Here is a 26413-nt window from a genome sequence, read left to right on the forward strand (position 1 = left end):
GCCTTCGTGGCGTCCCACCGTCGACCCAAGCCGGCAAGCCGCACGCGTGTGACCGTGCTGACCGCGACCGCCGCGGCGGCCGTCGCGCTGTCCGCCCAGGCTGCCAACGCCGCTCCTGCCAAGCCCAGCAAGCCCACCACGGTCAAGGACGCCAAGGCCCAGGTGGACGCGCTCTACACGCAGGCGGAGCAGGCCACCGAGAAGTACGACGCGGCCAACGAGAAGCTCAAGTCGCTCCAGGGCGAGGCGAGTGCGCTCCAGGACCAGGTGGCCCGGCAGCAGGCGCACCTCAACACGCTGCGCGACAGCCTCGGCGTGATCGCGGCCTCGCAGTACCGCACCGGCGGCATCGACCCGTCGCTGCAGCTCTTCCTCTCGTCCAACCCGGACTCCTACCTGGAGCAGGCCTCCGCCCTGGACCAGGTCAGCTCGATCCAGACCGGCGCCCTCCAGCAACTCCAGGACGCCAAGCGGACCCTGGACCAGGAGCGCGCGCAGGCCACGGCGAAGCTCGCCGAGCTGGAGTCGACCAAGACCGAGCTGGCCAAGCGCAAGACCGAGGCCAAGGACAAACTCGCGAAGGCGCAGTCCATCCTCAACGGGCTCACCGCCGCCCAGCGCCAGCAGATAGCCAACGACCAGGCCCGCGCCAACCGCGACACCGGCCGCGCCCCGCTCGGCGGCACGTCCGCCAGCAAGTACGCCGCCAGCGCCTTCTCCTACGCGCAGACCAAGATCGGCAAGGCCTACGTCTACGGCGGCTCCGGCCCCAACACCTTCGACTGCTCCGGCCTCACCTCCTGGGCCTACCGCCAGGCCGGCGTGTCCCTCCCGCGCACCGCCGCCGAGCAGGCCAGTGCCGGCACGCGCATCTACTCCAAGTCCGACCTCAAGGTCGGCGACCTCGTCATCTTCTACGGCGACCACCACCACGTCGGCCTCTACGCCGGCGACGGCATGGTGCTGCACGCCCCCAAGCCGGGCACTGTCGTGCGCTACGAGGCCATGAGCAACATGCCCTTCCAGTTCGGCGTCCGCATCTGAGCGGTCCCCCGAGGGGCTGACCCCCGCCACCACCGCCCGGGCGCTACGGCGTTCGGGTGGTGCCGTTTCCGGCGCCTTCCGTCCGCGAGCCCGCTGACCTGCGGCGCTGCCGCCCTCGCGCACCTGTGCGGATCGCTGCGCCGCACACCGTGTTTGTACGGTGCGTGCCCGGATGGCTACTGTCGGCTGCCGTGGCATCCCATCGACGCGCACCGCAGCCGGGCCCGGCAGTCCGGGCCACCCGGCTCACCGTGCTCACCGCCGCCGCGGCGGCCACCGCGGCGCTCACCGGCGGCACCGCCCAGACCGCCGCCGCGGACCCCGCCGCGACCGCCGCCGGCACCACCGCCCGCCTCGACCGGCTCTACGAGCAGGCCGAAGCGGCCACCCAGGCCTACGACGCCGCCACCGAACGCACCCGGCAGCTCGGCGCGGACCTCGCCGCCCTCCAGCAGCGCGCCGCGCAGAGCCAGCAGAGGGTCAACGAGATCCGCACCGGACTCGGCCTGCTCGCCGCCGCGCAGTACCGGGGCGGCGCCCTCGACCCCACCCTCGCGCTGCTGCTGTCCGACGACCCGCGCGGCTTCCTCGACCAGGCCGCGACCCTCAACCGCCTCGGCGCCCGGCAGGCCGCCCGGCTGGACGAACTGCGCTCCGCCCAGCAGTCCGTGGACGGCCGGCGCGCCCAGGCCACCGGCAAGCTCGCCGAACTCTCCCAGGCCACCGCCGACCTGGCCCGCCGCAAGGCCGCCGTGCAGCACGCCCTCGCCGAGGCCCAGCGCCTGCTGCGCACCCTCCCCGCCGACCAGCGGGCCCGCTACGCCCCCGGCGCGGGCGGCCGCGCCTCCCGCTCCTTCCCGCCCCTCCCGCCGTTCGCCGGCCTGCCCGCCGCCTCCGGCCGCGCCGCCCTCGCCGTGGCCGCCGCCCGCCAGGTCCTCGGCGCCCCCTACGTGTGGGGCGCGACCGGCCCGCACTCCTTCGACTGCTCGGGCCTCATGCAGTACGCCTACGCACGCGCCGGCGTCTCCCTCCCGCGCACCTCCCAGGAGCAGGCGCACGCCGGCCCCCGCGTCCCCCTGTCCCAGGCCCGCCCCGGCGACCTGGTCATCTACCGCGGCGACGCCAGCCACGTGGCGATGTACGTCGGCAACGGCCGCGTCATCCACGCTCCCTACCCCGGCGCCCGCGTCCGCTACGACCCGGTGTCGATGATGCCGGTCACGGCGGTGGTACGCCCCTGACCCCGGCGCCGGGCGCCGCCCCGTACGATCACCCCCATGACCGCGCCGCTCACCAGACGTGCCGCAGCCGGTGTCCTCGCGGGCGCCCTCGCGCCGGTACTGGCCGGGTGCACCGGCGGGAAGGGCAGCGCGGGCCCCCGGGAGACGGCGGCCACCGCCGACCCCGCCCTCCAGAAGCTCCTCACCCGGCACGCGGCGGCGCTGCTGCGGCGCGACCGGCAGGCCTTCCTCGCGGACGTCGACCCGCGGGCGACCCGCTACCACGCGGCCCAGCAGCGCATGTTCGACGACATCGCGGACGTCCCGCTCGCCGCGTGGTCCTACCGCCTCGTGCGCACCGGCGCCTTCCCCCTCCCGGCCTCGGCCGGCGCCGCCGGCACCGCCCGCACGGCCGCCGAGGTCGAGCTGAGCTACCGGCTGCGCGGCTACGACGCCAAGCCCGTCGTCGCCACCGCGTACCTGACGTTCACCCACCGCGCCGGGCACTGGTACGTCGCCGCGGACGACGACGGGAACGCCGCCGGAAAGCGCACCGCCGTGCAGCTGTGGGACCAGGGCAAGGTCACGGTCGTCCGCGGGACGCACAGCCTCGTCCTCGGCCTCGCCGGCACCACCGCGCTGCGCGGCCACGCCGCCGACGCCGACCGCGCGGTGCCGCGGGTGCAGCGGGCCTGGGGCAGGGCGGGCTGGCCCGGCACCGTCGTCGTCGAGGCGCCGAAGACCCTCGACCAGCTCGGCGCGCTGCTCGCCGCCGACCCCGGCGACTACCGCGACATCGCCGCCGTCACCACCGGCGAACTGGGCGGCCGCGCCGCCGCCCCCGCCGACCGCGTCCTCCTCAACCCCGCCGCCTTCGGTCGCCTCTCCGCCTTCGGCCGGCAGGTCGTGCTCACCCACGAGACGACGCACGTGGCGACCCGGCTCGCCACCACCTCCCGCACCCCGCTGTGGATCTCCGAGGGATTCGCCGACTGGGTCGCCTACCGCGAGTCGGGCCGCAGCGCCCCCGAGATCGCCCCCGAACTCGCCCAGGACGTCGCCGCCGGCCACGTCCCCGCCGCCCTCCCGGCGAACGCCGACTTCCGCCCCACCGCACCCGCGCTCCCGCAGGCGTACGAGGGCGGCTGGCTCGCCAACCGCATGATCGCGGACCAGTGGTCCCCGGCGGCCCTCACGGCCGTCTACCGCGCCGCCGGCACCGGCACACCCCTGGACACGGTCCTCAGGTCCCACCTGCACCTGAGCCTGGCGGCCTTCACCGCCCGCTGGCGCACCTACGTCCAGCAGGAGCTGGGATGAGGCGGCCCACGCCCCCGCCGGGCCCGCGCGGCCACGGTGGGGGACCGGAACAGCCCGAAGCGCAGGAGGAGGCGCGATGAGCGAACCGGACGACCCCGCGGAAGCGGACTTCAGCCCCGAACACGTCGCCCGCGCGCGGGCGCTGCGCCAGGGGGTGTGGCCCGTCGCCCTCGCCGGCCGCGCCGCCGGCCTCGCGCTGCTCCTCGTCCTCGGCCTCACCCCCGCGGGCGCCCGCCTCGTCGCCGCGTTCGGCGGCACCTGGGCCGGGCGCGTCGCGGGCGCCGCACTCACCCTCGTCCTGCTGCCCCAGCTCCTCGCCCTGCCCTTCGCCGCCCGCGGCCGCGTCGTACGGGCCCGCTTCGGCCTGGTGACCCAGGGCTGGCGCGGCTGGGCGGCGGACCAGCTGCGCGGCCTGCTCGTCTCGCTGCCGCTCGTCACCGCGGCGCTCTTCGCCGTGTACGCGCTCGCCGGGGTCACCCGCTGGTGGTGGGCGTGGGCCGCCCTCGGCGCCGCGGGCGCCACCGTCGTCCTCTCCTGGGCGGCGCCGGTGCTCTTCGAACCGCTCTTCAACCGCTTCACGCCCATGCCCGCAGGGCCGCTGCGGGACGCGCTGCTCTCCCTCGCCGCCCGCGACGGCGTCGCCGTGCGCGACGTCCTCGTCGCCGACGCCTCGCGCCGCACCACGGCCCTCAACGCCTACGTCTCCGGCTTCGGGCGGACCCGGAGGATCGTCGCCTACGACACGCTCCTCGACACCGCGGAGCCGCGCGAGGTCGAACTCGTCGTGGCTCACGAGCTGGGGCACGTCGTCCACCGCGACGTCGCCCGCGGCACCGCGCTCGGCGCGGCCGGAGCCGCCCTCGGGATGTGCGCCCTCGCCCTCGTCGTCACCTGGTCCCCCCTCCTCGCCGCCGCGAACACCGCCCACTTCGCCGACCCCCGGTCCGCGTGGCTGCTCGCCGCCACCGCCGCCACCGGGGGCGCACTCGCCGGGCCCCCCGGCTGCGCCCTCTCCCGCCGGGTGGAACGCCGCGCCGACCGGCACGCGCTCGCCCTCACCGGCGACGCCGCCGGCTTCATCGCCATGCAGCGCCGCCTCACGGCGGTGAACGTCGCCGAGCCCTCACCCCCGCGCCTCCTCCACCTCCTCTGGGGCACGCACCCCACCCCCGCCGCCCGCATCGCCGCCGCCCGCGCCACTCCCTGACGGGGGGCCTTCCGCGGCAGGCGCGGCCACCCCGCCCCGGCAGCGCCCACGCCTGGCGGCGCCGCTTCGGGCGGTGCCCGATTGGGGCGGGGCTCGCGGCTACCCCACCGCGCTCGGGCGGTGCTCCTTCGGGCGGTGCCCGCTTGCCCGTGCGTTGGCGGCTCCCCCGCCGTGGGGGGTTTCCCGCGCCTGGCGGCGCGGGGTGTTCCCACCCCCACCACCCGTGCAGATTCGATGTCGGCTGACGGCCTTCTCGTGGGGGTGCATCGCCGTCGGGGGCGAACCGCAGTCCCCGAACCACATTCACCCCCACCGGCAGGCAGCCGCCCACGAGACACCGGGAGGGGGACGATCCGGGGGTGCCCCCGCAGGAATGCGCACCCCGCCGCTCACCGGACAAGGAAGAGGTCAGACGCGCATTCCGAGGAGGTACCCCCGGAGTGGCACCCGACCCCACCCCCGCACGGAGTGCGCGATGCCCCGCCGGATGACCCCAGGGGCGCGAGGAACTGCGCGAGCAACCCACCACCGGGCGAACGGCGAACCGCCCACCGCAAGTGGCACCCCCTCAGGGGCGCGGGGAACGGCGCGGACCAGCCCCCACCGGGGGAAAGGCGAACCGCCCACCGCAAGCGGCACTCCCCCCAGGGGCGCGAGGAACTGCGCGAGCAACCCCCCACCGGCGGAACCGCGAACCGCCCACCGCAAGCCGCCGCCCCCCCGGAGCGGCGCGAGCAGGCCGCAACGAGCAGAGCGGAGCGAACCCGCGTGGAGGGTAAGGTCGGGCGGGATGGAGAAGACCCTGATCGTCACGAACGACTTCCCGCCCCGGCAGGGCGGGATCCAGTCCTTCGTGCACAGCATGGCCCTGCGCCTCGACCCGGCGAAGGTCGTCGTCTACGCCTCCACGTGGCGCGACGGCACCGAAGCCGCCCGCTTCGACGCCGAGCAGCCCTTCCCCGTGGTGCGGGACCGCACGAAGATGCTGCTCCCGACGTCCCGCGTCACCCGTACCGCCGTGAAGCTGCTGCAGGCACACGGCTGCTCGTCCGTGTGGTTCGGCGCGGCGGCCCCGCTGGGCCTGATGGCCCCGGCCCTGCGCAGGGCCGGCGCGGCCCGCCTGGTGGGTACGACGCACGGCCACGAGGCGGCGTGGGCCCAGTTGCCGGGCAGCCGCACACTGCTGCGCCGGATCGGCGAGGGCACCGACACGCTCACGTATCTCGGCGAGTACACGCGCTCGCGGATCGCCTCGGCGCTCACGGAGCGGGCGGCGGCCCGCATGGTGCACCTGCCGCCGGGGGTGGACGAGAAGACGTTCCACCCGGGGTCGGGCGGTGCGGTGGTGCGGGCGCGGCTGGGGCTCTCGGACCGGCCGGTCGTCGTGTGTGTGTCGCGGCTGGTGCCGCGCAAGGGGCAGGACACCCTGATCCTCGCGCTGCCGCGCATCCTGCGGGAGCAGCCGGATGCGGCGCTGCTGATCGTGGGCGGCGGCCCGTACCGCAGCGAGCTGGAGGCGCTGGCGGAGCGGACCGGGGTCGCGGGAGCGGTGCGGTTCACCGGGCCGGTGCCGGAGGCGGAGCTGCCCGCGCACTTCGGGGCGGGTGACGTCTTCGCGATGCCGTGCCGGACGCGGCGCGGGGGCCTGGACGTGGAAGGGCTCGGCATCGTCTACCTGGAGGCGTCGGCGACCGGGCTGCCGGTCGTGGCGGGCGACTCGGGCGGTGCTCCCGACGCGGTGCTGCCCGGCGAGACGGGCTGGGTCGTGCCCGGCGGCTCCCCGGAACTGGCCGCGGAACGCATCCTGGCCCTCCTCCGTGACCCGGACCTGCGCCGCACGATGGGAGAACGCGGCCGCGCCTGGGTCCACGAGGCCTGGCGCTGGGACCTGCTGGCGGAACGCCTCCGCACCCTCCTGTGACCGCCCGCTCCGCGCCGTGCCGGCGCGGAGCGGCGCTGCGTCTCAGCCGCGCGGTACGCGGAGCGCGGCCAGGACGGGGAGGTGGTCCGTCGCGGCGTGGAGGTCGGCGTGGGTGACGCCGGGGACGGAGTGGGGGACGCCGCAGCCGAGGACCTGCACCGCCTTGGTCGCGAAGATCGCGTCGATCCGCTGGTAGGGGGCGCGGACGTTGGTGACCTCGCCGCCCCAGGGCGCGACGGCGAAAGCGTCCTGGAGCTCGGCCGCGACCCGGGCGAAGCCCGCCCGCTCGGGGGGTTCGTTGAAGTCGCCGCCGACGACGGTGTGGGGCTCGCCCATCGCGGCGACGCGTTCCAGCAGCAGGCCCGCCTGCTCGTGGCGTTCGGCCGGGTCCAGGCTCAGGTGGGTGCTGACGGCGGCGAGCCGCGCGCCGCCGATCCGCAGCACCGCCGTGGCGAAGCCGCGCTGGTGCAGCGGCGGGTTGTGCGGCAGCAGCACGTCCTCGGTGCGTTCGACGTGCGCGCGCAGGGACGACAGGATCATCGGCCCTGCGGCTGTCGCGCCCCCGGTGACGTGCACCAGCCCGGTCGTGCGTGCGAGGCGGGCCGCGGCCTTCCGCCATCGGAAGAACCGCGGGGCCTCCTGGATGAGGACGAGATCGGGGGCGCAGGCTCGGATGACCCGGGCCAGCGCCGCCGTGTCGTCCCGCATCGAGCGGACGTTGTAGCTGAGCACGCGGACGATCGCCGAGTCGTGCTCGGTTGCGGAACTCGGCAGATCCTCCACGGTCATGTGATCAACCTAGCCCGGTTTCAGCCCTGCCGCGCGAGGTCGGCGGCGCCGACCAGCCCCGCCGTGCCGCCGAGTTGCGCGGCGAGCACCTGGGCGTGCGGGCGCCAGTCGCCCCCGATGAGCCAACGCCGGAAGGACTTGCGGATCGGGTCGAGGACCAGTTCGCCCTCGTCCGACACGCCGCCGCCGACGATGAAGGCGGAGGGGTCGAAGAGCGAGGCCAGGTCGGCCAGGCCCGCGCCCGCCCAGCGGGCCAGCTCGCGGAAGGAGTCGACGGCGACCGGGTCGCCCTGCCGGGCGGCGGCGCTGATGTGCCGTCCCTCGATGCCCTCGACGGTGCCGTCGCCCAGCGCGAGCAGGGCGGTGGCGTTCTCCGGGGTCGCGTTGGCGCGCTGCTTGGCGTAGCGGACGAGGGCACGGCCGGACGCGTACTGCTCCCAGCAGCCCTGGCTGCCGCAGCCGCACAGCAGCCCGTCCGGCACCACGCGGATGTGGCCGAACTCGGCGGCGACGCCGAACCGGCCGCGGCGCAGCTTGTTGCCGATGATGATGCCGCCGCCCAGGCCCGTACCGAGTGTGATGCAGATCACGTCGGAGTGGCCCTGGCCCGCGCCGAAGCGGTACTCGCCCCACGCGGCCGCGTTCGCGTCGTTCTCCACGACGACCGGGAGTCCTACGCGCTGCTCGACCTTGTCCTTGAGTGCCTCGTGCCGCCAGTTGATGTTCGGCGCGAAGAGCACGGTGGCCCGCTTGTCGTCGACGTAGCCGGCGGCGCCGATGCCGACGGCCTCGATCGAGTGACCGGTGCTGACCTGGCGTACCGCCTCGACGATCGCGTCGACGACGCCTTCGGGAGTCGGCGGCGTCGGCACCTTGACGGTCTCAAGGATCGAGCCTTCCTCGTCGACCACGCCGGCCGCGATCTTCGTGCCGCCGATGTCGACGCCGATGGTGAGTCCCATGTGTCCCTCAGTTTTCGGTCGTTCCCCGCTAAGAGAACCGTACCGGAGAGGGGGTCAGTCGAGGTCGATGTGTTCAGCGGTTGAACGCGCGGACCCCGCACCCGAGGTCCAGCGGGATTCCGCTCCGGCCACCGCGGACCGGTACGCCGCCAGCAATTCGGCCCCTGCGGCCGCGAGGTGGTCGAAGACGTCGGGATTCCGCTCCTTGATGGGTTCGACAACAGAACGCACCTGGGAGAGCATCCCCTGCGCCGCGAGCTGCACCGCGGGGTTGCGCAGCGCCGCCAGCCGCTCACCCAGCGCGTCGCCGACCGCATCGGCCAGACGCCGCAGCTCCTCCGCCGCGCTGCCCTGGCCCGACTCCTCGCGGCGCCTGGCGTGCTCGGCCGCGATGTCCTCCGCGCTGGCCTTCGCCCACGCGTCGGGGTCCGGACGGTCGGTGGCTTCGCTCATGACGGTCTCCCAACGGGGCGCCGCGGTCGGGGCGCCTCCCTTCTCGACGGTACCCGAACGCCCGCCCGGACGGCCGGTGTCGGCACGGGCCTGTGCGGCGGGGCGACGGCGGGGTCATGGCGGGGCCACGGCGGGCACCGGGAGGGCGCCGGGGCGGCGCGGGCCCGCGGTCAGCGCGGCTGCGGCCAGAGCCCGGGGTCGGGCGTGAAGCGCACCCGCAGGACGCCGTCCCGCAGCGCCGCGCCCTGCACGGTGCAGCGCCGCAGCGCGGACGGCAGCGGCATGATGCGGCGGAAGCCCTCGGCGTCGACGACGAGTTCGTCCCCGCGCCGCACGAGGTCCAGGCCCTCCTTGCCCGCACCCGGCAGCGGCAGCGACCACTCCAGGTACCCGTCCCCGGCGAGCCGGTCCACGACCGTCCAGGGCTCGCCGGAACCGCCGGCGTCCGCCCCGGAGGGGCGGGCCCCGACCGCGGACGCCAGCGCCAGCGCCTCTTCCGCCGGCCCTGCCTCCCGCCCCAGGTGCGGCAGTTCGTGCAGCGGCGCGGCGTCGGCCGCGCACGCCTCCGCGAAGGACTTGAGCCGCTCGTGCTGCGCGGCGGCGAGGGCGGCCGTGAAGGGGTCGGCGGCGTCCGCGGGCAGCAGCCGGTTGACGGCCACCGCGGCGGGGCCCAGGCCGTGCAGGGCGAGGCCGGTGCGGGCGGTGCGCAGCGTCTCCGCGCCGTGGCCGGAGGGCTCGACGACGACCGCCACGGAGGTGCCGGGGGCGTCGATGACGGCCTGGACGGCGGCGAGTTCGCGGTCCGCGCGGGCGGCCGCGTCGTACGCCCACTCCGCGGGCATCGGCACCCCGGCGAGCTGGGCCAGCACCGGGCGCAGCGCGCGGGCGGCCTGCCGGTCGGCGGGCAGCAGCCGGGCGAGGTAGCGGCGCAGCTGGCCGGGCAGCGCGAGCAGCGTCACGGCCTCCCGCACCGGCGGCAGGTCGACGACGACGAGCCCCCAGCCCGCGTCCTGCGCCGCCCGTACGGCCCGCAGCAGTGCCAGCGCCTCCGCGCCGGGCAGCGGTGTCAGCTCCTCCGGGTCCAGCGGAGCGGCGCCGAGCAGCGCGAGCAGGGTGCCGCCGCGGGACTGCAGGTCGAGCAGCGCGTCCTGGAAGGCGCCGCCGGGGTCGGTGCGGCGCACCGCCAGGCCCGGCACCGCCCCGTCGAGGGCGGCGGCCGCGGTGCGGTCGCCGGTGAGCAGCAGCGTGCGGGTCCCGCGGCGGGCGGCCGCGGCGGCCGTGGCGGCGGCGACCGCGGTGCGGCCCGCCCCTCCGCCGCCGGTGACCAGCAGGGTGCGTACGGTCTCCGGGGGCATCAGCCCGCGGTCTCGGTGCCGGCGGCACCCTTGCCGAGCCCGGCCGGTGCGGAGCCGCCCGACTCGACCCGCTTCTTCAGCCCGGCCAGCGCCCGGTCGATGATGACCTTCTCGGCCTTGCGCTTGATCATGCCCAGCATGGGGATCTTGACGTCCACGGTGAGCTGGTAGGTCACCTCGGTGCGGCGTCCGCCGTCGAGCGGCACGAGCGCGTAGGAGCCGTCGAGGGTGCGCAGCATCTGCGACTTCACCAGCGACCAGTGCACCTCGTCGGCGCTCACCCAGGTGTAGGCGAGGGTGTGGTCGTCCTTGATGGCGCCGGCGTCGAGCAGCAGCCGCACCTGCTCGGCGCGCCCTTCGGCGTCGCGCGCGAGGACCTGGGCCTCCTTGACCTCGCCGGTCCACTCCGGGTAGCGGTCGAAGTCGGCGATGACGCCCATGACAGCGGCCGGAGCCGCCTCGATCGTGATGCTCGACCGTGTGTGTTCCGCCATCGCCGTGGCCCTCCAGGACTACTGGTGCAGGATGCCCCCGAAGGCTACCGCGCCCAGATGGGAGCGGGTCGCGCGCGCCGCCCGGGCCGCGGGGCCCGGCTCACCACTCCAGGACCCAGGGCCTGCGGGTGTGGTTGAAGTGGCCGACGTTGACGCACTCGGTGCGCCCGATCCGGGTGCGGGCCAGCAGCGGCTGGTGGACGTGCCCGAACAGCGCGTATTTCGGCTGCACGCTGCGCACCGCGTCGAGCAGCGCCTCGCTGCCGCGCTCGAAGCGCCGCGCGACGGTGTCGTAGCACAGCTCGGGCAGCGCGGGCGGGATGTGCGAGCACAGCACGTCGACCTTGCCGAGCGCGGCGACCTTGGCCGCGTACTCCTCCTCGCCGATCTCGTACGGGGTGCGCATCGGGGTGCGCAGGCCGCCGCCGACGAAGCCGAAGACGAGTCCGCCGAGCTCCACCGTCGCGCCGTCCAGCACCGTCGTGCCCGGGCCGGCGTACTCCGCCCACAGGCCGGGGATGTCGACGTTTCCGTACGTGGCGTAGGTCGGGGTGGGGAAGGCGGCGAAGAGCTCGGTGTACTGCCTGCGCACGGCGCTCTCGATGGCGGCCCGGCGGTCGATGCCCGCCCACAGCTCCGCGTCCAGCAGCCGGGCCTCGTCGAAGCGGCGGGCGGTGCGCAGCGCGACCATGCGGTCGGCGTTCTCGACGCCGAAGAGGTCGGGGAAGATGCCCCGCGAGTGGTCGGCGTAGTCGAGGAAGAGGATCAGGTCGCCGAGGCACACCAGCGCGTCGGCGCCCTCCCCGGCGCCGGCCAGCGCCTGCGCCGCGCCATGGACGTCGCTCACCACATGCACCCGCATGACCTCACCTTATAGCGCGGCGCCGTACGCCCCCAGACCGCCGTCCACCTGCGGATCCGTGACCGGCTGGACTACTCTTCCGGCGTCGGCCCACCCGCGCCGGCCGGCGCGTGTGACGCTGGGAACATCTCCCGTGCGCCCCCTACCGCCGGAGCTTTACCGATGGGTAACGTCCAGTAGGTCCCCCCGCCTTCCCTCCGGGTGCGCCGTGGCACCGATGAGGAGCAGCCGCCTTGCGTGAGTTCAGCCTTCCGGCCCTGTACGAGGTCCCCGCCGACGGCAACCTGACGGATCTGATCCGCCGCAACGCCGCCCAGCACCCGGACACCCCCGTCCTCGGCCGCAAGGATCCCGCCGGCCACTGGCAGGACGTCACCGCGGGGGAGTTCCTGGCCGAGGTGCGGTCCGCCGCCCGCGGCCTGGTCGCGGAGGGCGTGCAGCCCGGCGACCGGGTCGCCCTGATGTCCCGCACCCGCTACGAGTGGACGCTGCTGGACTTCGCGGTGTGGAGCGCCGGCGCGGTCACCGTGCCGGTCTACGAGACCTCCTCGCCCGAGCAGATCGAGTGGATCCTCGCCGACTCCGGCGCCGTGGCCGTCGTCGTCGAGTCCGGCGCGCACGAGCGCGCCGTGGAATCCGTACGCGAGCGGCTGCCGCTGCTCAAGCACGTGTGGCGGATCGACACCGGCGCCGTCGAGGCCCTCACGGCGGCGGGCGGCGGCGTCTCGGACGCGGTGCTGGACGAGCGCGGCGCGAGCGCCAACGCCGATTCGCCCGCGACCGTCGTCTACACCTCCGGCACCACCGGCCGCCCCAAGGGCTGCGTGCTCAGCCACCGCAGCTTCTTCGCCGAGTGCGGCAACGTCCTGGAGCGCCTCGCCCCGCTCTTCCGCACCGGCGAGTCCTCGATCCTGCTCTTCCTGCCGCTCGCGCACGTGCTGGGACGGCTCGCCGAGGTCGCCGCCGTCATGGCGCCGATCCGTCTCGGCCACGTCCCCGACGTCAAGAACCTCACCGACGACCTCCAGGGCTTCCGGCCCACCCTGATCCTCGGGGTGCCGCGGGTCTTCGAGAAGGTCTACAACACCGCCCGCGCCACCGCGCAGGCCGGCGGCAAGGGGAGGATCTTCGACCGCGCCGCCGCCACGGCCGTCGAGTACAGCCGCGCCCTGGACACCCCGGCCGGCCCGTCGCTGCGGCTGCGGATGGCCCACAAGGTCTTCGACCGGCTCGTCTACGCCAGGCTCCGCGCGGTGCTCGGCGGCCGCGCCACGCACGCCATCTCCGGCGGCGCCCCGCTCGGCGAGCGGCTCGGGCACTTCTACCGCGGCATCGGCTTCACGGTGCTGGAGGGCTACGGCCTCACGGAGTCCTGCGCGGCCACCGCCTTCAACCCGTGGGACCGCCCGAAGATGGGCACCGTCGGCCAGCCGCTGCCCGGCTCCACCATCCGCATCTCCGACGACGGCGAGGTGCTGCTGTACGGCGAGCACCTCTTCGCCGGCTACTGGAACAACGAGCCGGCCACCGCCGAGGCGATCGGCGACGGATGGTTCCACACCGGCGACCTCGGCACCCTCGACGAGGACGGCTACCTCACGATCACCGGCCGCAAAAAGGAGATCATCGTCACCGCGGGCGGCAAGAACGTCGCCCCCGCGGTGATCGAGGACCGCATCCGGGCGCACGCGCTCGTGGCCGAGTGCATGGTCGTCGGCGACGCCCGCCCCTTCGTCGGCGCCCTCGTCACCCTCGACGAGGAGTTCCTGCCGCGCTGGGCCGAGCAGCACGGCAAGGCCGGCCGCACGGCCGCCGAACTCGCCGCCGACCCCGACCTGCTGGCCGCCGTGCAGCAGGCCGTCGACGACGGCAACGCCGCGGTCTCGCGCGCCGAGTCGGTGCGCAGGTTCCGCATCCTGCCGGGGCAGTTCACCGAGGAGTCCGGGCACCTGACGCCGTCGCTGAAGCTCAAGCGCTCGGTGGTGCTCGCCGACTACGCCGACGAGGTCGAGGCGCTGTACACCCGCTGAGCGGCGCCGGGTGTGGCGCCCCCGCCGGGCGTCACACCACCGCGCCGCGCCCCGGGTCGTCGTCGTCCTCGTCGTCACCGGTGCGCATCCGCGCGACCAGTGTCGCGAAGCCGCCCAGGAAGCCGCCGACGCCCACCGTCACCGCCCACCAGGTCATCTCGAACTGGAAGAGCACGAACGCGAGCAGCAGCAGCGGGCCGCCCAGCACCGCGATCCAGGCGAACTTCGTCGTGACGTCCGCCTCCGGCAGCGGCGGCGGCTCGGGCGGCACGAAGTGCCCGTCGTCCTCGTCCTCGGCCGGTTCGTAGTCGCGCGGCCCGCGGATCACCGGGTGGATCACGATCGTCCGGTCGGACGGCGGCGGCGCGGTGCTCACCGCCGCCGGGTCGGTCGGGTCGGGGCCCTGCTCCGGCTGGGCGTCCGCGGCCGCGGCCTTCGCGGGCGTGACGTTCTCCGCCTCCGGCCAGGCCACGGTGCCGGGCTCCGGCTCCTCGTCCCAGCCCGCGACGAGCGCGGCCCAGGCCGCCTCCTCGTCCAGCGGGGTGCCCGGACGCGGCGGTTCCTCCTCCTGCGGGGCGGTGCCCTCGTCCTCGCGGTCAGCCACCGGCGGTGCCCTCCTTCAGTGCGCCGCCCGCGCCGCCCGCCGCCCGTCCCGCGGACAGGCGCTCGACGAAGGCGTACGACTCCGCGAAGATCCGCTCCGCGTCGTTGTCGAGGGTGGCCACGTGGAAGCTGTGTTCCAGGACGACCTCCGTGACGTCCCTGGACGACACCGCGCCCAGCACCACCGCGGAGTTCGACGGGTCCACGACGTGGTCGACCCGGCTGTGCAGGAGCAGCAGCGGCTGCGTCACCTGCGGCAGACCGGCCCGTACCAGCGGCCACAGCTTCGTCAGCGAGTGCACGGCGTCCAGCGGCGTACGGTCGTAGCCCGTCTCGGTGACGCCCGCGCGCGCGATGTCGCTCGCGATGCCCCGGACCGACGGCACCGCGTGCCGCAGCATCCCCGCCGCCCGCAGCTTCGGGCTGTCGGCCTTCACCGACGGGTTGACCAGCACCACACCGCTGATCGCCGTACCGTGCTTGGCCGCGAGCCGCAGGGCGAGCGTGCCGCCCATCGACAGGCCGCCGACGAAGACCCGCGAGCACCGGTCGCCCAGCGCGAGCAGCTCACGCTCCACCTCGGCGTACCAGTCCTGCCAGCCGGTCATCGCCATGTCCTGCCACCGCGTGCCGTGCCCCGGCAGCAGCGGCACCGACACCGTCAGACCGCGGTCGGCCAGATACCCGGCCCACGGGCGCATGGACTGCGGCGTGCCGGTGAAACCGTGACAGAGCAGCACGCCGGTCCCTCCGCCGTCATGGCGGTACGGTTCGGCTCCTGGCAGCAGCGGCACCGCTGGGCTCCTGTTCTGAAGGGATCCGAGGGTGTTTCCGGGGGGATCCGCGGGCGTGAAACCGCGAACCCGGGTACACGAGGTACACGGAGGTCGGACGTTCAGCGTACGCGGCCGCGATACCTGGCGGTAAGCCCCGCCGGGACCAGCCGTACCCGCCCCGTGGCGCTATGGTCGGTGCGACGGCTACAGGAGGTCCGGTTGTTCTACGGCGCGATGAAGATCGCCATCGGTTCCCCGCTCAAGGCGGCCTTCCGGCCCTGGGTCGAGGGCCTGGAGCACGTCCCCGCCGAGGGTCCGGCGATCCTGGCGAGCAACCACCTGTCCTTCTCGGACTCCTTCTTCCTCCCCGCGGTGCTCGACCGGAAGGTCACCTTCATCGCGAAGGAGGAGTACTTCAACTCCCCGGGCGTCAAGGGCAGGCTCACCGCCGCGTTCTTCAAGGGCGTCGGCCAGCTCCCCGTCGACCGCTCCGGCGCCCGCGGCGCGGGCGAGGCCGCCGTCAGGAGCGGCGTCGCCGTGCTGGCCCGCGGCGAGCTGTTCGGCATCTACCCCGAGGGCACGCGCTCCCCGGACGGCCGCCTCTACCGGGGCAAGCCGGGCGGCCTGGCACGGGTCGCGCTCGCCAGCGGGGCGCCGGTGATCCCGGTGGCGATGATCGACACGGAGAAGGTGCAGCCCGTCGGGAAGGTCGTGCCGAAGCTGTCGGTGCGGCCGGGGATCCGGATCGGCAAGCCGCTGGACTTCTCCCGCTACGCGGGGATGGAGGCCGACCGCTTCATCCTGCGGTCGATCACGGACGAGGTCATGTACGAGATCATGAAGCTCTCCGGCCAGGAGTACGTCGACATCTACGCCACGGCCGCCAAGCGGCTGCTCGCCGAGTCCGCCAAACCCTCCGCCGGGTGAGCGGCTCCGCGGGTGCGGCCGCGCCGCGGTCGCGGAGTGCGGCGCCGTCCGCGCCGGGCGCGCAGGCCTTTCCCGGCACGGGCTAGGCTCGTCCCCGGAAAAGGGGGGCGGCGTGCGCATGTCGGTGGAGGGCCCGCTGTGGCGGGCCCTGGTGGCGTACCGGGTACTGACGTGCGGTTATGCGATCGCCGTCTTCTGCTACGCCTACGGCGACCTGAAGCACCCGCTGGTCGGGGGGATCTACCTGGCCGTGCTGGGGGTGTGGACCCTGTCCACGCTGGGCCGCGTGATGTCGGCCGAGCGCTGCACCCGCCGCTTCCTCGCGGCCGACCTCGCGCTCGCGCTCAGCGGGATACTCCTCACGACGGTCGTGGACACCCACGCCCGTATCGAGGAGGGCGCCTTCACGCTGCCGTCGATCTGGACGGCCGGCTCCGTGCTCGCCTTCGCGGTCAAGGGCGGATGGCGGTGGGCGGCCGTCGCGTCGTCGCTGGTGGCGGTCGCCGACCTGGTGGAGCGCGGCAGCGGCGCGGGGCGGGACACGCTGCGCAACGTGCTGCTGGTGTGGGTCGCCAGCATCGGCATCGGCTACGTCGTGGAGGTGGCCCGGATCAGCGAGCGCACGCTCGCCCGCGCGCTCCAGATCGAGGCGGCGACCCGGGAGCGGGAGCGGCTCGCGCGGGACATCCACGACGGGGTGCTCCAGGTGCTGGCGATGGTGCAGCGGCGCGGTGACCAGGCCGGCGGCGAGGCCGCGGAGCTGGGCCGGATGGCGGGCGAGCAGGAGGCGGCGCTGCGCAGCCTGATCAGCGGCGCCCCGGTGCCGGCGCCGCGCGCGGGGGAGGAGCCGTCCGGGCCGGCGGACCTGCGGGCGCTGCTCGCGCCGTACGCGTCGGCCCGGGTGACGCTGTCCGCGCCGGGCACCCCGGTCACGGTGGAGCCCGCGGCGGGCGCGGAGCTGGCGGCGGCGGTGGCGGCCGCGCTGGACAACGTGGCGGTGCACGCGGGCGACGGGGCCCGGGCGTGGATTCTGGTGGAGGACGAGCCGGACGCGGTGCTGGTGACCGTCAGGGACGACGGGCCGGGCATCCCGGAGGGGCGGCTGGAGGCGGCCGCGGCGGAGGGCCGGCTCGGCGCGGCCCAGTCGATCCGCGGCCGGCTGCGCGACCTGGGCGGCAGCGCGCAGTGGCTGTCGCTGCCCGGCGAGGGCACGGAGGTGGAGCTCCGGCTGCCGAAGGCGCGGCAGGAGGCCGGGGTGGCCGGTACGAGCGGAGGGGGAGCGGTATGACGGGCGCGGACGGGGCGGAGCAGCAGCCGCCGGTCACGGTGATGGTGGTGGACGACCACCCGATGTGGCGGGACGCGGTGGCCCGCGACCTGGGCGAGGCGGGCCTGCGGGTGGTGGCGACCGCGGGCGACGGGCCCGAGGCGATCCGCCGTGCCCGGGCGGCCCGCCCGCAGGTGCTGGTGCTGGACCTGAACCTGCCGGGCGCATCCGGGGTGCGGGTCTGCAAGGAGGTGCTGGCGGTCGACCCGGCGGTGCGGGTGCTCGTGCTGTCGGCGAGCGGCGAGCACGCGGACGTACTGGAAGCGGTCAAATCCGGGGCGACCGGCTACCTGCTCAAGTCGGCCGGCCGCGACGAGCTGGTGGACGCGGTGCGCAGGACCGCGGTGGGCGACCCGGTCTTCACTCCGGGCCTGGCCGGGCTGGTGCTGGGGGAGTACCGGCGGCTGGCCACCGAGCCGCCGCCGCCCGCCGCGGACGGCACGGCGGCCCCGCGGCTGACCGACCGCGAGACGGAGGTGCTGCGGCTGGTCGCGAAGGGGCTGAGCTACAAGCAGATCGCCGCCCGCCTGGTCATTTCGCACCGTACGGTGCAGAACCACGTCCAGAACACCCTCGGAAAGCTCCAGTTGCACAACCGTGTGGAGCTTGTCCGGTATGCGATCGAAGCCGGTCTCGACGACGATCGGGGGACTTGCGCGGACGGCGACATGTGACCCGAGTCGCGCTAGCTTGGCGGGAGTTGCACTTCCGGCACAGCTGGCCTGCGACGAAGGGAAAAGTCCATGCGAGTCGGAGTCCTGACCGGCGGCGGAGACTGCCCCGGCCTCAACGCGGTCATCCGCGGCATCGTCCGCAAGGGCGTCCAGGAGTACGGGTACGACTTCACCGGCTTCCGGGACGGCTGGCGCGGCCCCCTGGAGGGGGACACCGTACGGCTCGACATACCGGCCGTCCGCGGCATACTGCCCCGCGGCGGCACCATACTCGGCTCCTCGCGCACCAACCCGCTCACGGTCGACGGCGGGGCGCGGCGGGTCCGGGAGACCCTGGCGGCCGAGCAGGTGGACGCGCTCATCGCCATCGGCGGCGAGGACACCCTCGGCGTCGCCGCCCGGTTGCACGCCGACACCGGGCTGAAGGTCGTCGGCGTGCCCAAGACCATCGACAACGACCTGTCGGCCACCGACTACACCTTCGGCTTCGACACCGCCGTCAACATCGCCACCGAGGCCATCGACCGGCTGCACACGACCGCGGAGTCGCACATGCGGGCGCTGGTGGTCGAGGTCATGGGCCGGCACGCCGGATGGATCGCGCTGCACTCGGGCCTGGCCGGCGGCGCCAGCGCGATCCTGATCCCCGAGCACCGCTTCGACCTCGACGAGGTGTGCGGCTGGGTCGAGAGCCGCTTCAAGATCCGCTACGCGCCCGTCGTGGTCGTCGCGGAGGGCGCCATGCCGCGGGACGGCGACATGGTCCTCAAGGACGGCACCCTCGACTCCTTCGGCCACGTCCGGCTGTCCGGCATCGGCGAGTGGCTCGCCGCCCAGATCGAGAAGCGCACGGGCAAGGAGGCCAGGACCACGGTCCTCGGGCACGTCCAGCGCGGCGGCACCCCCAGCGCCTTCGACCGCTGGCTCGCCACCCGCTTCGGGCTGCACGCCGTCGACGCCGTCCGGGACGGCGACTTCGGGACCATGGTCGCGCTGCGCGCCACCGACATCGTGCGGGTGCCGATCGGCGACGCGATCGCCCGCATCAAGACCGTCGACCCCGCCCTCTACGCCGAGGCGGGCGTCTTCTTCGGCTGACCGCCGGACCGGGAATCCCGCCCGGCGTCCCGCCCGCGGCAGCCCAGCGCGGGCCCCGCCGTGAACACGCACCCGGTCACCGCTTGCCGCAAGTGATCCGCCCGACCTATCCTCCCTGCACCCGGCTAGTCCGGCCGCTTCGTTCCCCCCTTTGAGCATTTGAGGAGCGCCCGGTATGACGGGTGTGACGAGCGGGCTCATGACGCCCGTACTGGCGGTCGCAGGCGGCACCGCATCCGGCAAGTCCACCCTTGCCGAAGCGCTGGCGCGGCACCACCCCGACAGCGTCGGCCTGATCCATCTCGACGACTTCTACGTACCCGCCCACGATCCGCGGCGCGGGGTCCGGACGCTCAGCGCGACCGGCGCGGAGACCCTGGACTGGAACCATCCGGGGTCCATCGACGAGGACGCCGTCACGGCCGCCCTCGACGCCGCCGCGGGCTCCGGGCGGTACCGCCTGCTCGTGGTCGAGGGCCTGTTCGCGCTCACGCTGCCCGCGGTGTCCGCCCGGGCCGCCTGGCGCGTCTACGTGGACACGCCCGACGACATCCGGCTGGCCCGGAAGATCCTGCGCAAGATCGAGGTCCAGCGGCAGGATCCCCGGGTGTCGCTGCTCAACTACCTGACGACGGGCCGCGAGCGGCACGCCGCGCACGTCGCGCCGTCCCGCACGCTCGCCGACCTGGTGGTGGACGGCACCGGCGACGAGTACACCATGATCGCCGAGGTGCTCACCCTGATCGGCCCGGTGCTGGCCGAGCCGGTGCTCGCCGACTCGGCCGTGGACGCCAGCTGCTACGGGGAGACCGCGTAGGGCGCGCCGCTCACCGCACCGGCGCCAGCACCCCCGCGAGCAGTCCGGCGGCGATCTCCACGCCGTTCAGCGTCAGCACCGACTCCGGGTGGAACTGCACCCCGGCGAAGCCCGGCCCGCGCATCGCGTGGACGTCGCCTGTCGCCGGGTCGCGGCTCAGCTCGACGCGGTGCATCGCCAGCTCCTCGGCGGCGGTGTCGTCGCAGCGCGCGGTGAAGGAGTTGTAGAAGCCGACCGTCTCGCGGCGCCCGAAGAGATCCACGGTGAGCTGCGCGCCCTGGAACGGCTCGGCCTTGCGCACCAGGTCGAGGCCCAGTTCGGCGGCGAGCAGCTCGTGGCCCAGGCACACCCCGAGCAGTCCGTGCGGGTGGTCGCGCACCAGCTCGGCCGTCAGGGCGCGCAGGAAGCGCATCTTCGGGTCGGCGGTGTCGGCCGGGTCCCCGGGACCGGGGCCGAGCACGACCGGGCCGGGGTGCGCGAGGGCCGCCTCCCGCAGCCCCGGCTCGTCGTAGCGGCGTACGGTCACCGCGTGGCCGGTGGAGCGCAGCAGGTGGGCCAGCATCGAGGTGAAGGTGTCCTCGGCGTCGACGACCAGGGCGTGCGCGGCGGCCGCGGGGTGCTGCTCCTGCATCCGCAGCCAGAACGGCGCCAGGTGCGCCCGGCGGGCGTCCAGCGCGGCCCGCACCCGGATGTCGTCGGCCAGCCGCGGCCGGGGCGGCCCCGCGGTGCGGGCCGGGGCCGGGCGCACGCCCAGCGCGGTGAGCACTCCCGCCGCCTTGGCGTGCGTCTCGGCGACCTCCGACTCCGGGCGGGAGTGCCGCACCAGCGTCGCCCCGACCGGCACCCGCAGCTCGCCGGCCGGGGAGATGTCGGCGGTGCGGATGAGGATGGGGGAGTCCAGCGTCTGCGCGCCGCCCGCGTCGCGGCCGATGAGGGCGAGCGCCCCGGCGTAGTAGCCGCGGCCGCCCTCCTCGTGGCGCTCGATGACCCGGCAGGCGTTCTGCACGGGCGAGCCGGTCACGGTCGCGGCGAACATCGTCTCGCGCAGCACCTCGCGGACGTCCCGGGTGGAGCGCCCGCGCAGCTCGTACTCGGTGTGCGCGAGGTGCGCCATCTCCTTCAGCCGCGGACCGACCACCACGCCGCCCAGGTCGCAGACGGTGCACATCATCTTGAGTTCCTCGTCGACGACCATCGTCAGCTCCTCGGCCTCCTTGGGGTCGGCGAGGAAGTCCAGCAGCCCGCCCGCGCTCGGGCCCTGCGCGGGGTAGCGGTAGGTGCCGCTGATCGGGTTCATCACGACGGTGTGCCCGGACATCCGCACGTGCACCTCGGGGCTCGCGCCGACGAGGGTGCGCTCGGGCGTGTGCACGACGTACGTCCAGTAGGCGCCGCGCTCGCCGCGCAGCAGCCGGGCGAAGAGCGCCAGCGCGGTGGCCGGGCCGTAGTCCGGGACGCGGCCGCGGAAGGTGCGGCGGATGACGAAGTTGGCGCCCTCGCCGCGGCCGATCTCCTCCTCGATGACCCGCCGCACGATCGCCGCGTAGTCCTCGTCGGAGGTGTCGAAGGCGCCGCCGTCGACCTCCACGGGGGTGTCGGGCAGCGCCGCCAGCAGTTCGGGGAGCGGCAGTTCGTACGCGGCGTCGGGGAGCATCACGGCCAGCGGGGTGCCGTCGTCGCGGACGTCGAAGCCGCGCTCGCGGATCTGCCGGAAGGGCACGAGCGCGAGCGCGTCGGTCCGGGCGCCGCCCTCGGGGCTGCCGTCCGGCAGCGGGATGCCGGCCAGCGTGTCCACGGCGGTGACGGGCCCGGTCAGCACCTCCACGACGTCCTCGGGGCGGCCGGGGGTGCGGCGGTGCAGCAGCGCGAACGGCGGGTGGCCCGGGGTGAGCAGGCGCGCGACGAGGGCGGCGGCGGTGGGGCTCTCAGGGATGTGCGGCACGGTCGGTGGTCCTTCCTTGACGGGGGAGGAGGGGCGGCGACCGGCCGGGAGAACGCCGAAGGCCGCCCCTGCGGGCGGCCTTCGCGAAGTGCTTGCCTACGCGTGATTCAGCTGGGCCGCCGGAGAAGCGGTCCACCACCAGGACTGGCGGGACATCGGAGCCGTCTGAATCGCGTTCACGGTCCCCGACCCTAGCGCACCGGGGACCGTTCCGTCAGGCGAGCACGTTGTAGACCTGCCAGCCGGTCCCGACCTTGGTGCGGGCGGCGTAGGGGGCCGCGGCGTCGCCGGTGCCCTGGTAGTACCAGAGCACACCGGACTTGTCGCGGGCCACCAGGTCGGACTTCCCGTCGCCGTTGAGGTCGCCGGTGCCGACGAGGTTGCTGTAGATCTGCCAGCCGGTCCCGACCTTGGTGCGGGCGGCGTAGGGGGCCGCGGCGTTGCCGGTGCCCTGGTAGAGCCACAGCGTGCCGGTGGTGTCGCGGGCCACCAGGTCGGACTTCCCGTCGCCGTTGAGGTCGCCGTCGGCGGCCAGGCCGTTGTAGGCGTTCCAGCCCGGCCCTATCACCGTCCGGGCCGCGAAGGGCGCGGTGGCGTTGCCGGTGCCCTGGTAGAGCCACAGCTTGCCGCCGGAGTCGCGCGCGACCAGGTCCGTCGTGCCGTCGCCGGTGAGGTCGCCGGAGCCCACGAGGCTGTTGTACGCGCCCCAGCCGGTCCCGACCTTCGTCCTGGCGAGGAAGGGCCCGGCGGGCTTGCCGCTGCCCTTGTAGTACCAGAGCGTGCCGGTGGTGTCGCGGGCCACCAGGTCGCCCGTGCCGTCCGCGCCGAGGACGGACATGGCGGCGAGCGTGTTGTACGCCTGCCAGCCGCCCCCGACCCGGTAGCGCGTCAGGAAGGGTGCCGTGGCGCTGCCGGTGCCCTGGTACTGCCACAGCACGCCGGCCGTGTCGCGGGCCACCAGGTTGTGGCGTCCGGCGGCGGAGACCGGCCCGACGCTGGTGGTGAGGGTGACGTCGGAGGCGCGCACCCACGCGATGCGGTGGTTGTAGCGGATCGGGTAGAAGAGGTTCGTCCCCGTCACCAGCGTGCGGTCACCGGTCGCGGTGCCCGTGAACGTCCCCGCGTACCAGTAGTCGCCCGCCTTCTCCGGGCCTGCCTGCGCGTACGCCTGGCCCGCGGCGATCGTGTACTTGGTGAGCGAGTCCGTGTTGTTGTCCTGCACCGGCACGTTGGTGCCGGTGTAGGCGGCGTTCTCCGGGTACGCCCGGCCGTAGACGGGGACGGTGCCGGACTTCGGGGTGATCACCTGCGTCGGCGGCAGCACGGACGTCCACTGCCCGCCGGGGTTGTGGAACCACAGCTTCTGGTTCTGGTACCAGATCGCCGTCCAGTCGCCCTGGACACCCGCGACGACGTACGCGCCGCCCGCCGGGACCTTGTTCGCCCAGTTCGAGCCCTCACTCCACGTCACGCTGCCCAGGTACGGGTCGGTCGGCAGTGTGCCGCTGGTGCTGGGCGTCTTGTAGAGGTAGACGAAGTTCGCCGGGTGCGCGGACACCGCGGCGCCGGCGTTGGTGAGCTTCGGCTCGTTGTCGGCCGTGTACGGCGGGACGACGCGGACCAGCTGGCCCACCTTCAGCAGACCGCCCGCGCCGCCCGCCCCGTCCGGGGCGCCCAGCAGCGCCATGTAGTGGTTCCAGTCCCAGAAGGGGCCCGGGTCCCAGTGCTGCGCGGCGACCTTCGTGTCGAGCACGCCGGGCACCTCGTCGTGGCCGATGATGTGCTCGCGGTCCAGCGGGATGCCGAATTTCTGGGCCACGTATTTCACCAGGACGGCCGAGGAGTCGTACTCCTGCTCGGTGAACCAGTCACCGTTCTTGATCGCGTAGCCCTCGTGCTCGACGCCGACCGAGTGCATGTTCACGGTCTTGTTCGCCGCGTGCCACGCCTCGTCCTTGAGCTGCACCATCTGCGTGACCCGGCCGTCGTCGGCGACCATGTAGTGGGCGCTCGCGTAGGCCGTCGGGTCCTTGAAGTGGTCGATGCTGCCCTGGAAGGTGCCCTCCATGTCGTGGATGACGACATAGCGGATGTCCTCGCCGTTGCCGGGGCGACTGGACACGTTGTAGTTGCCGAAGTCGTCCGCGGCCGTGCCGGCCTTGGCGTAGGCGGCGGAGACGAAGGTGCACGCCAGCCCGGAGGGGCACTCCGCGGTCGCGGCGGCGGTCGTGTCCGTGGTGGCGGTGTCCGCCGTCGCGGCGGCCAGGGGCACCACCGCGGGCTCCACCGGCTGCACGTCGGAGACGGCCGCGAGGGTGACCGCCTGGCCGTCCGCGGTGACCCGGCTCGCGCCGGAGCGCACCGTGTCGAAGACGCGCTGCACGAACTGCCGGGCGGCCTTCTTGTCCGGCGACTGGCTGTAGCGCGCGACGCCCGCCCACCAGCGGCCCGGGTCGTCCGGCAGCGAGCCCTCCGCGGCCTTCTCGTACTTCGCCAGCAGCGCGGCGCCGGCCCGGATGCTCTGCCGCGGGTCGGAGCGCACGTCGGCGGCGGGGACGCCGATCAGCTTCGCCGCGGCGTCCACGGTGTGCAGCGTCGCGGCGGAGGTGTCGATCGCGGAGTGGTTCTTGCGCAGCGCCCGGGAGGCGCTGAAGTGCCGGGAGACCGCCGGGTCGCCGCTCTGGTCCAGGTGGGACAGCCGCTCGGCGTCCGACGGCTGCTCGACGTCTGCGGCCGTGACCTGGGTCAGCCCCATCACGTTGTAGTTGCCGGTGGTGCTCGGCCGCCCCTCGTGCGACTCCCACAGCGTCATGCGGTAGGAGACGGCCATCAGGACGCTCTGCGGGACGTGAAACTCCTCGGCCGCGGCGGCGAAGTCCGCCTGCAGCGAGGGTGCCCCGTGGCCGGCCTTGGCGTCGCCGGAGCCTCCGGACGAGGGGTTGGCGAGTGCGATCGTTCCGTACGTGGCGACGGTCGCGAGCGCGGCCGCGCCCGCCCCGTAGGCGATCCACGACCTGCGTCTGCGGTGTCTGCTGGTCAACCTGCTGCCCTCTCGGCTTTCCCGCGCGCGATCGGAGGCGCGCCCTCCCGAGGAGCCCGCGCCGGGCGGCGGCGGCTCTGAAACGGGACGACGCTATCAGCCGCCCGTTCGGTTTCCGCGGCGGACCCGGGACGGCATGTCTCACCCACTGAGCGCGCGGAAAACGAGTGGACCCGACCCCGTACTGTGGTCCCGTGACCGTGAACGCAGACATCCACGCCGGGGACAACACCTGGCATGCTCTTCCCGCGGCGCAGCAGCCCGAGTGGCCCGACCCCGAGGCTCTGCGCGACGTGATCGCCGAGCTCGCCTCGTATCCGCCGCTCGTCTTCGCCGGGGAGTGCGACCAGCTGCGCTCCCGGCTCGGCGCTGTCGCCCGGGGCGAGGCGTTCCTCCTCCAGGGCGGGGACTGCGCCGAGGCGTTCGACGGGGTCGGCGCCGACCAGATCCGCAACAAGCTCAAGACGCTGCTCCAGATGGGAGCCGTCCTGACGTACGCCGCGTCCGTGCCCGTCGTCAAGGTCGGCCGGATCGCCGGGCAGTACAGCAAGCCGCGCTCCAAGCCGACCGAGACCCGCGACGGCGTGACGCTGCCCGTCTACCGCGGCGACTCCGTCAACGGCTTCGAGTTCACGCCCGAGTCCCGCACCCCGGACCCGCAGCGGCTCAAGCGGATGTACCACGCCTCGGCGTCCACGCTGAACCTGGTGCGCGCCTTCACCACCGGCGGCTACGCCGACCTGCGCCAGGTGCACGCCTGGAACCAGGACTTCGTGAAGTCCTCGCCGTCCGGCCAGCGCTACGAGGCGCTCGCCCGCGAGATCGACAACGCGCTCAGCTTCATGGCCGCGTGCGGCACCGACCCGGCCGAGTTCCGCACCGTCGAGTTCTTCTCCTCGCACGAGGCGCTGCTGCTGGACTACGAGACGGCGCTGACCCGCACCGACTCGCGGACGGGCCGGCTCTACGACGTCTCCGGCCACATGGTGTGGATCGGCGAGCGCACCCGGCAGCTGGACGGCGCGCACATCGAGTTCGCGTCGCGGATCAGCAACCCGATCGGTGTGAAGCTCGGCCCCGGCACCACGCCGGAGGAGGCCCTCACCTACATCGACCGGCTGGACCCCGACCGGGAGCCGGGCCGGCTGACCTTCATCGTGCGGATGGGCGCCGACAAGGTCCGCGACCGGCTGCCGGAGCTCGTGGAGAAGGTCTCCGCGTCCGGCGCACAGGTCGCCTGGATCTGCGACCCGATGCACGGCAACACCTTCGAGGCGGCCTCCGGCCACAAGACCCGGCGCTTCGACGACGTGCTCGACGAGGTCAAGGGCTTCTTCGAGGTCCACCACGGCCTCGGCACCCACCCCGGCGGCATCCACGTCGAGCTGACCGGTGACGACGTGACCGAGTGCGTCGGCGGCGGCGACGAGATCTTCGTCGACGACCTGCACCAGCGCTACGAGACGGCGTGCGACCCGCGGCTCAACCGCAGCCAGTCGCTCGACCTGGCCTTCCTCGTGGCCGAGATGTACCGCGGGCAGTAGCGGACGTA

At 74.4% G+C, this 26413-nt stretch carries 22 protein-coding genes; 12 read left to right on the top strand and 10 right to left on the bottom strand.

From position 1 onward, the window contains the following. Positions 1-6 precede the first annotated feature (6 nt). The 5 genes from ACH4SE_RS23875 to ACH4SE_RS23895 all read left to right on the top strand — a co-directional run bounded on the left by ACH4SE_RS23875 (position 7) and on the right by ACH4SE_RS23895 (position 6712). A complete protein-coding gene (locus ACH4SE_RS23875) occupies positions 7-1044 on the top strand; it encodes an NlpC/P60 family protein (protein WP_398545472.1) in 1038 nt (345 codons plus the stop codon). A gap of 191 nt (positions 1045-1235) precedes the next feature. Then, positions 1236-2285 carry an NlpC/P60 family protein gene (locus tag ACH4SE_RS23880; RefSeq protein ID WP_398545473.1) on the top strand — a complete coding sequence of 350 codons (1050 nt, stop codon included), beginning with the start codon at positions 1236-1238 and terminating at the stop codon, positions 2283-2285. 36 nt (positions 2286-2321) lie between these two features. Then, positions 2322-3584: a hypothetical protein gene (locus ACH4SE_RS23885; protein WP_398545474.1), complete on the top strand. Its 1263-nt coding sequence runs from the start codon at positions 2322-2324 to the stop codon at positions 3582-3584. 76 nt (positions 3585-3660) lie between these two features. Next, the gene (locus ACH4SE_RS23890) at positions 3661-4791 is read left to right on the top strand and encodes a M48 family metalloprotease (protein WP_398545475.1); all 1131 of its coding nucleotides are present in this window, start codon (positions 3661-3663) and stop codon (positions 4789-4791) included. A 790-nt stretch (positions 4792-5581) separates the two neighbouring features. Then, positions 5582-6712: a glycosyltransferase family 4 protein gene (locus ACH4SE_RS23895; protein ID WP_398545476.1), complete on the top strand. Its 1131-nt coding sequence runs from the start codon at positions 5582-5584 to the stop codon at positions 6710-6712. 42 nt (positions 6713-6754) lie between these two features. Here the strand turns inward: ACH4SE_RS23895 and ACH4SE_RS23900 are convergent, their stop codons facing one another. The 6 genes from ACH4SE_RS23900 to ACH4SE_RS23925 form a co-directional block, all read right to left on the bottom strand. Further along, complete coding sequence (locus tag ACH4SE_RS23900; protein WP_398545477.1) at positions 6755-7501, bottom strand: endonuclease/exonuclease/phosphatase family protein; 747 nt, start codon at positions 7499-7501, stop codon at positions 6755-6757. 20 nt (positions 7502-7521) lie between these two features. After that, positions 7522-8463, bottom strand: coding sequence for an ROK family glucokinase (locus ACH4SE_RS23905; RefSeq protein WP_398545478.1), 942 nt, complete (start codon positions 8461-8463; stop codon positions 7522-7524). A gap of 54 nt (positions 8464-8517) precedes the next feature. Further along, on the bottom strand, positions 8518-8916 hold the full coding sequence (locus tag ACH4SE_RS23910) for a DUF5304 family protein (RefSeq protein ID WP_398545479.1): 399 nt from the start codon (positions 8914-8916) through the stop codon (positions 8518-8520). A 170-nt stretch (positions 8917-9086) separates the two neighbouring features. Further along, positions 9087-10271: an ArsA family ATPase gene (locus ACH4SE_RS23915; protein WP_398545480.1), complete on the bottom strand. Its 1185-nt coding sequence runs from the start codon at positions 10269-10271 to the stop codon at positions 9087-9089. Then, the gene (locus tag ACH4SE_RS23920; protein WP_398545481.1) at positions 10271-10765 is read right to left on the bottom strand and encodes an SRPBCC family protein; all 495 of its coding nucleotides are present in this window, start codon (positions 10763-10765) and stop codon (positions 10271-10273) included. The genes ACH4SE_RS23915 and ACH4SE_RS23920 overlap by 1 nt, the downstream gene beginning before the upstream one ends. A 100-nt stretch (positions 10766-10865) precedes the next feature. Continuing rightward, positions 10866-11627, bottom strand: coding sequence for a metallophosphoesterase (locus tag ACH4SE_RS23925; protein ID WP_398545482.1), 762 nt, complete (start codon positions 11625-11627; stop codon positions 10866-10868). A 233-nt stretch (positions 11628-11860) separates the two neighbouring features. Here ACH4SE_RS23925 and ACH4SE_RS23930 point away from each other — a divergent pair, with 233 nt between their 5' ends. Beyond that, positions 11861-13657, top strand: coding sequence for an AMP-dependent synthetase/ligase (locus tag ACH4SE_RS23930; protein ID WP_398545483.1), 1797 nt, complete (start codon positions 11861-11863; stop codon positions 13655-13657). 31 nt (positions 13658-13688) lie between these two features. Here ACH4SE_RS23930 and ACH4SE_RS23935 read toward each other — a convergent pair whose 3' ends face one another. Continuing rightward, positions 13689-14261: a hypothetical protein gene (locus ACH4SE_RS23935; protein ID WP_398545484.1), complete on the bottom strand. Its 573-nt coding sequence runs from the start codon at positions 14259-14261 to the stop codon at positions 13689-13691. Beyond that, positions 14254-15054, bottom strand: coding sequence for an alpha/beta hydrolase (locus ACH4SE_RS23940; RefSeq protein ID WP_398545485.1), 801 nt, complete (start codon positions 15052-15054; stop codon positions 14254-14256). The genes ACH4SE_RS23935 and ACH4SE_RS23940 overlap by 8 nt, the downstream gene beginning before the upstream one ends. 201 nt (positions 15055-15255) lie before the next feature. Here ACH4SE_RS23940 and ACH4SE_RS23945 point away from each other — a divergent pair, with 201 nt between their 5' ends. The 5 genes from ACH4SE_RS23945 (at position 15256) to ACH4SE_RS23965 (ending at position 19879) form a co-directional block, all read left to right on the top strand. Beyond that, entirely contained in the window at positions 15256-15963 is a 708-nt protein-coding gene (locus tag ACH4SE_RS23945; protein ID WP_398545486.1) for a lysophospholipid acyltransferase family protein, read from the top strand. A 118-nt stretch (positions 15964-16081) separates the two neighbouring features. After that, a complete protein-coding gene (gene macS, locus ACH4SE_RS23950) occupies positions 16082-17251 on the top strand; it encodes a MacS family sensor histidine kinase (RefSeq protein ID WP_398545550.1) in 1170 nt (389 codons plus the stop codon). After that, entirely contained in the window at positions 17248-17964 is a 717-nt protein-coding gene (locus ACH4SE_RS23955; protein WP_398545487.1) for a response regulator, read from the top strand. Before macS ends, ACH4SE_RS23955 begins: the two co-directional genes overlap by 4 nt. 69 nt (positions 17965-18033) lie before the next feature. Next, positions 18034-19062, top strand: coding sequence for a 6-phosphofructokinase (locus ACH4SE_RS23960; RefSeq protein WP_398545488.1), 1029 nt, complete (start codon positions 18034-18036; stop codon positions 19060-19062). A gap of 175 nt (positions 19063-19237) precedes the next feature. Continuing rightward, on the top strand, positions 19238-19879 hold the full coding sequence (locus ACH4SE_RS23965) for a uridine kinase (protein WP_398545489.1): 642 nt from the start codon (positions 19238-19240) through the stop codon (positions 19877-19879). 10 nt (positions 19880-19889) lie between these two features. Here the strand turns inward: ACH4SE_RS23965 and ACH4SE_RS23970 are convergent, their stop codons facing one another. Both ACH4SE_RS23970 and ACH4SE_RS23975 read right to left on the bottom strand, forming a co-directional pair. After that, positions 19890-21821 (bottom strand): anthranilate synthase family protein, encoded by a 1932-nt coding sequence (locus tag ACH4SE_RS23970; protein ID WP_398545490.1) that lies wholly within the window; start codon positions 21819-21821, stop codon positions 19890-19892. Between the two features lie 214 nt (positions 21822-22035). Continuing rightward, positions 22036-24861, bottom strand: coding sequence for an N-acetylmuramoyl-L-alanine amidase (locus ACH4SE_RS23975; RefSeq protein WP_398545491.1), 2826 nt, complete (start codon positions 24859-24861; stop codon positions 22036-22038). Between the two features lie 194 nt (positions 24862-25055). Between ACH4SE_RS23975 and ACH4SE_RS23980 the strand changes: the two genes are divergently transcribed. Beyond that, entirely contained in the window at positions 25056-26405 is a 1350-nt protein-coding gene (locus ACH4SE_RS23980) for a class II 3-deoxy-7-phosphoheptulonate synthase (protein WP_398545492.1), read from the top strand. The last annotated feature ends 8 nt before the right edge of the window (positions 26406-26413 follow it).

This window comes from Streptomyces sp. NPDC020983 (genome assembly GCF_044333485.1).
In the GTDB taxonomy this organism is placed as follows: Bacteria; Actinomycetota; Actinomycetes; order Streptomycetales; family Streptomycetaceae; genus Actinacidiphila.

What these genes read in the sequence shown, in the direction of transcription:
- ACH4SE_RS23895 (WP_398545476.1), top strand. Translation starts at nt 5,582, where the DNA reads ATGGAGAAGACCCTGATCGTCACGAACGACTTCCCGCCCCGGCAGGGC.
- ACH4SE_RS23925 (WP_398545482.1), bottom strand. Translation starts at nt 11,627, where the DNA reads ATGCGGGTGCATGTGGTGAGCGACGTCCATGGCGCGGCGCAGGCGCTG.
- ACH4SE_RS23965 (WP_398545489.1), top strand. Translation starts at nt 19,238, where the DNA reads ATGACGGGTGTGACGAGCGGGCTCATGACGCCCGTACTGGCGGTCGCA.
- macS (WP_398545550.1), top strand. Translation starts at nt 16,082, where the DNA reads ATGTCGGTGGAGGGCCCGCTGTGGCGGGCCCTGGTGGCGTACCGGGTA.
- ACH4SE_RS23955 (WP_398545487.1), top strand. Translation starts at nt 17,248, where the DNA reads ATGACGGGCGCGGACGGGGCGGAGCAGCAGCCGCCGGTCACGGTGATG.
- ACH4SE_RS23920 (WP_398545481.1), bottom strand. Translation starts at nt 10,765, where the DNA reads ATGGCGGAACACACACGGTCGAGCATCACGATCGAGGCGGCTCCGGCC.
- ACH4SE_RS23960 (WP_398545488.1), top strand. Translation starts at nt 18,034, where the DNA reads ATGCGAGTCGGAGTCCTGACCGGCGGCGGAGACTGCCCCGGCCTCAAC.
- ACH4SE_RS23890 (WP_398545475.1), top strand. Translation starts at nt 3,661, where the DNA reads ATGAGCGAACCGGACGACCCCGCGGAAGCGGACTTCAGCCCCGAACAC.
- ACH4SE_RS23885 (WP_398545474.1), top strand. Translation starts at nt 2,322, where the DNA reads ATGACCGCGCCGCTCACCAGACGTGCCGCAGCCGGTGTCCTCGCGGGC.
- ACH4SE_RS23915 (WP_398545480.1), bottom strand. Translation starts at nt 10,271, where the DNA reads ATGCCCCCGGAGACCGTACGCACCCTGCTGGTCACCGGCGGCGGAGGG.
- ACH4SE_RS23910 (WP_398545479.1), bottom strand. Translation starts at nt 8,916, where the DNA reads ATGAGCGAAGCCACCGACCGTCCGGACCCCGACGCGTGGGCGAAGGCC.
- ACH4SE_RS23900 (WP_398545477.1), bottom strand. Translation starts at nt 7,501, where the DNA reads ATGACCGTGGAGGATCTGCCGAGTTCCGCAACCGAGCACGACTCGGCG.
- ACH4SE_RS23905 (WP_398545478.1), bottom strand. Translation starts at nt 8,463, where the DNA reads ATGGGACTCACCATCGGCGTCGACATCGGCGGCACGAAGATCGCGGCC.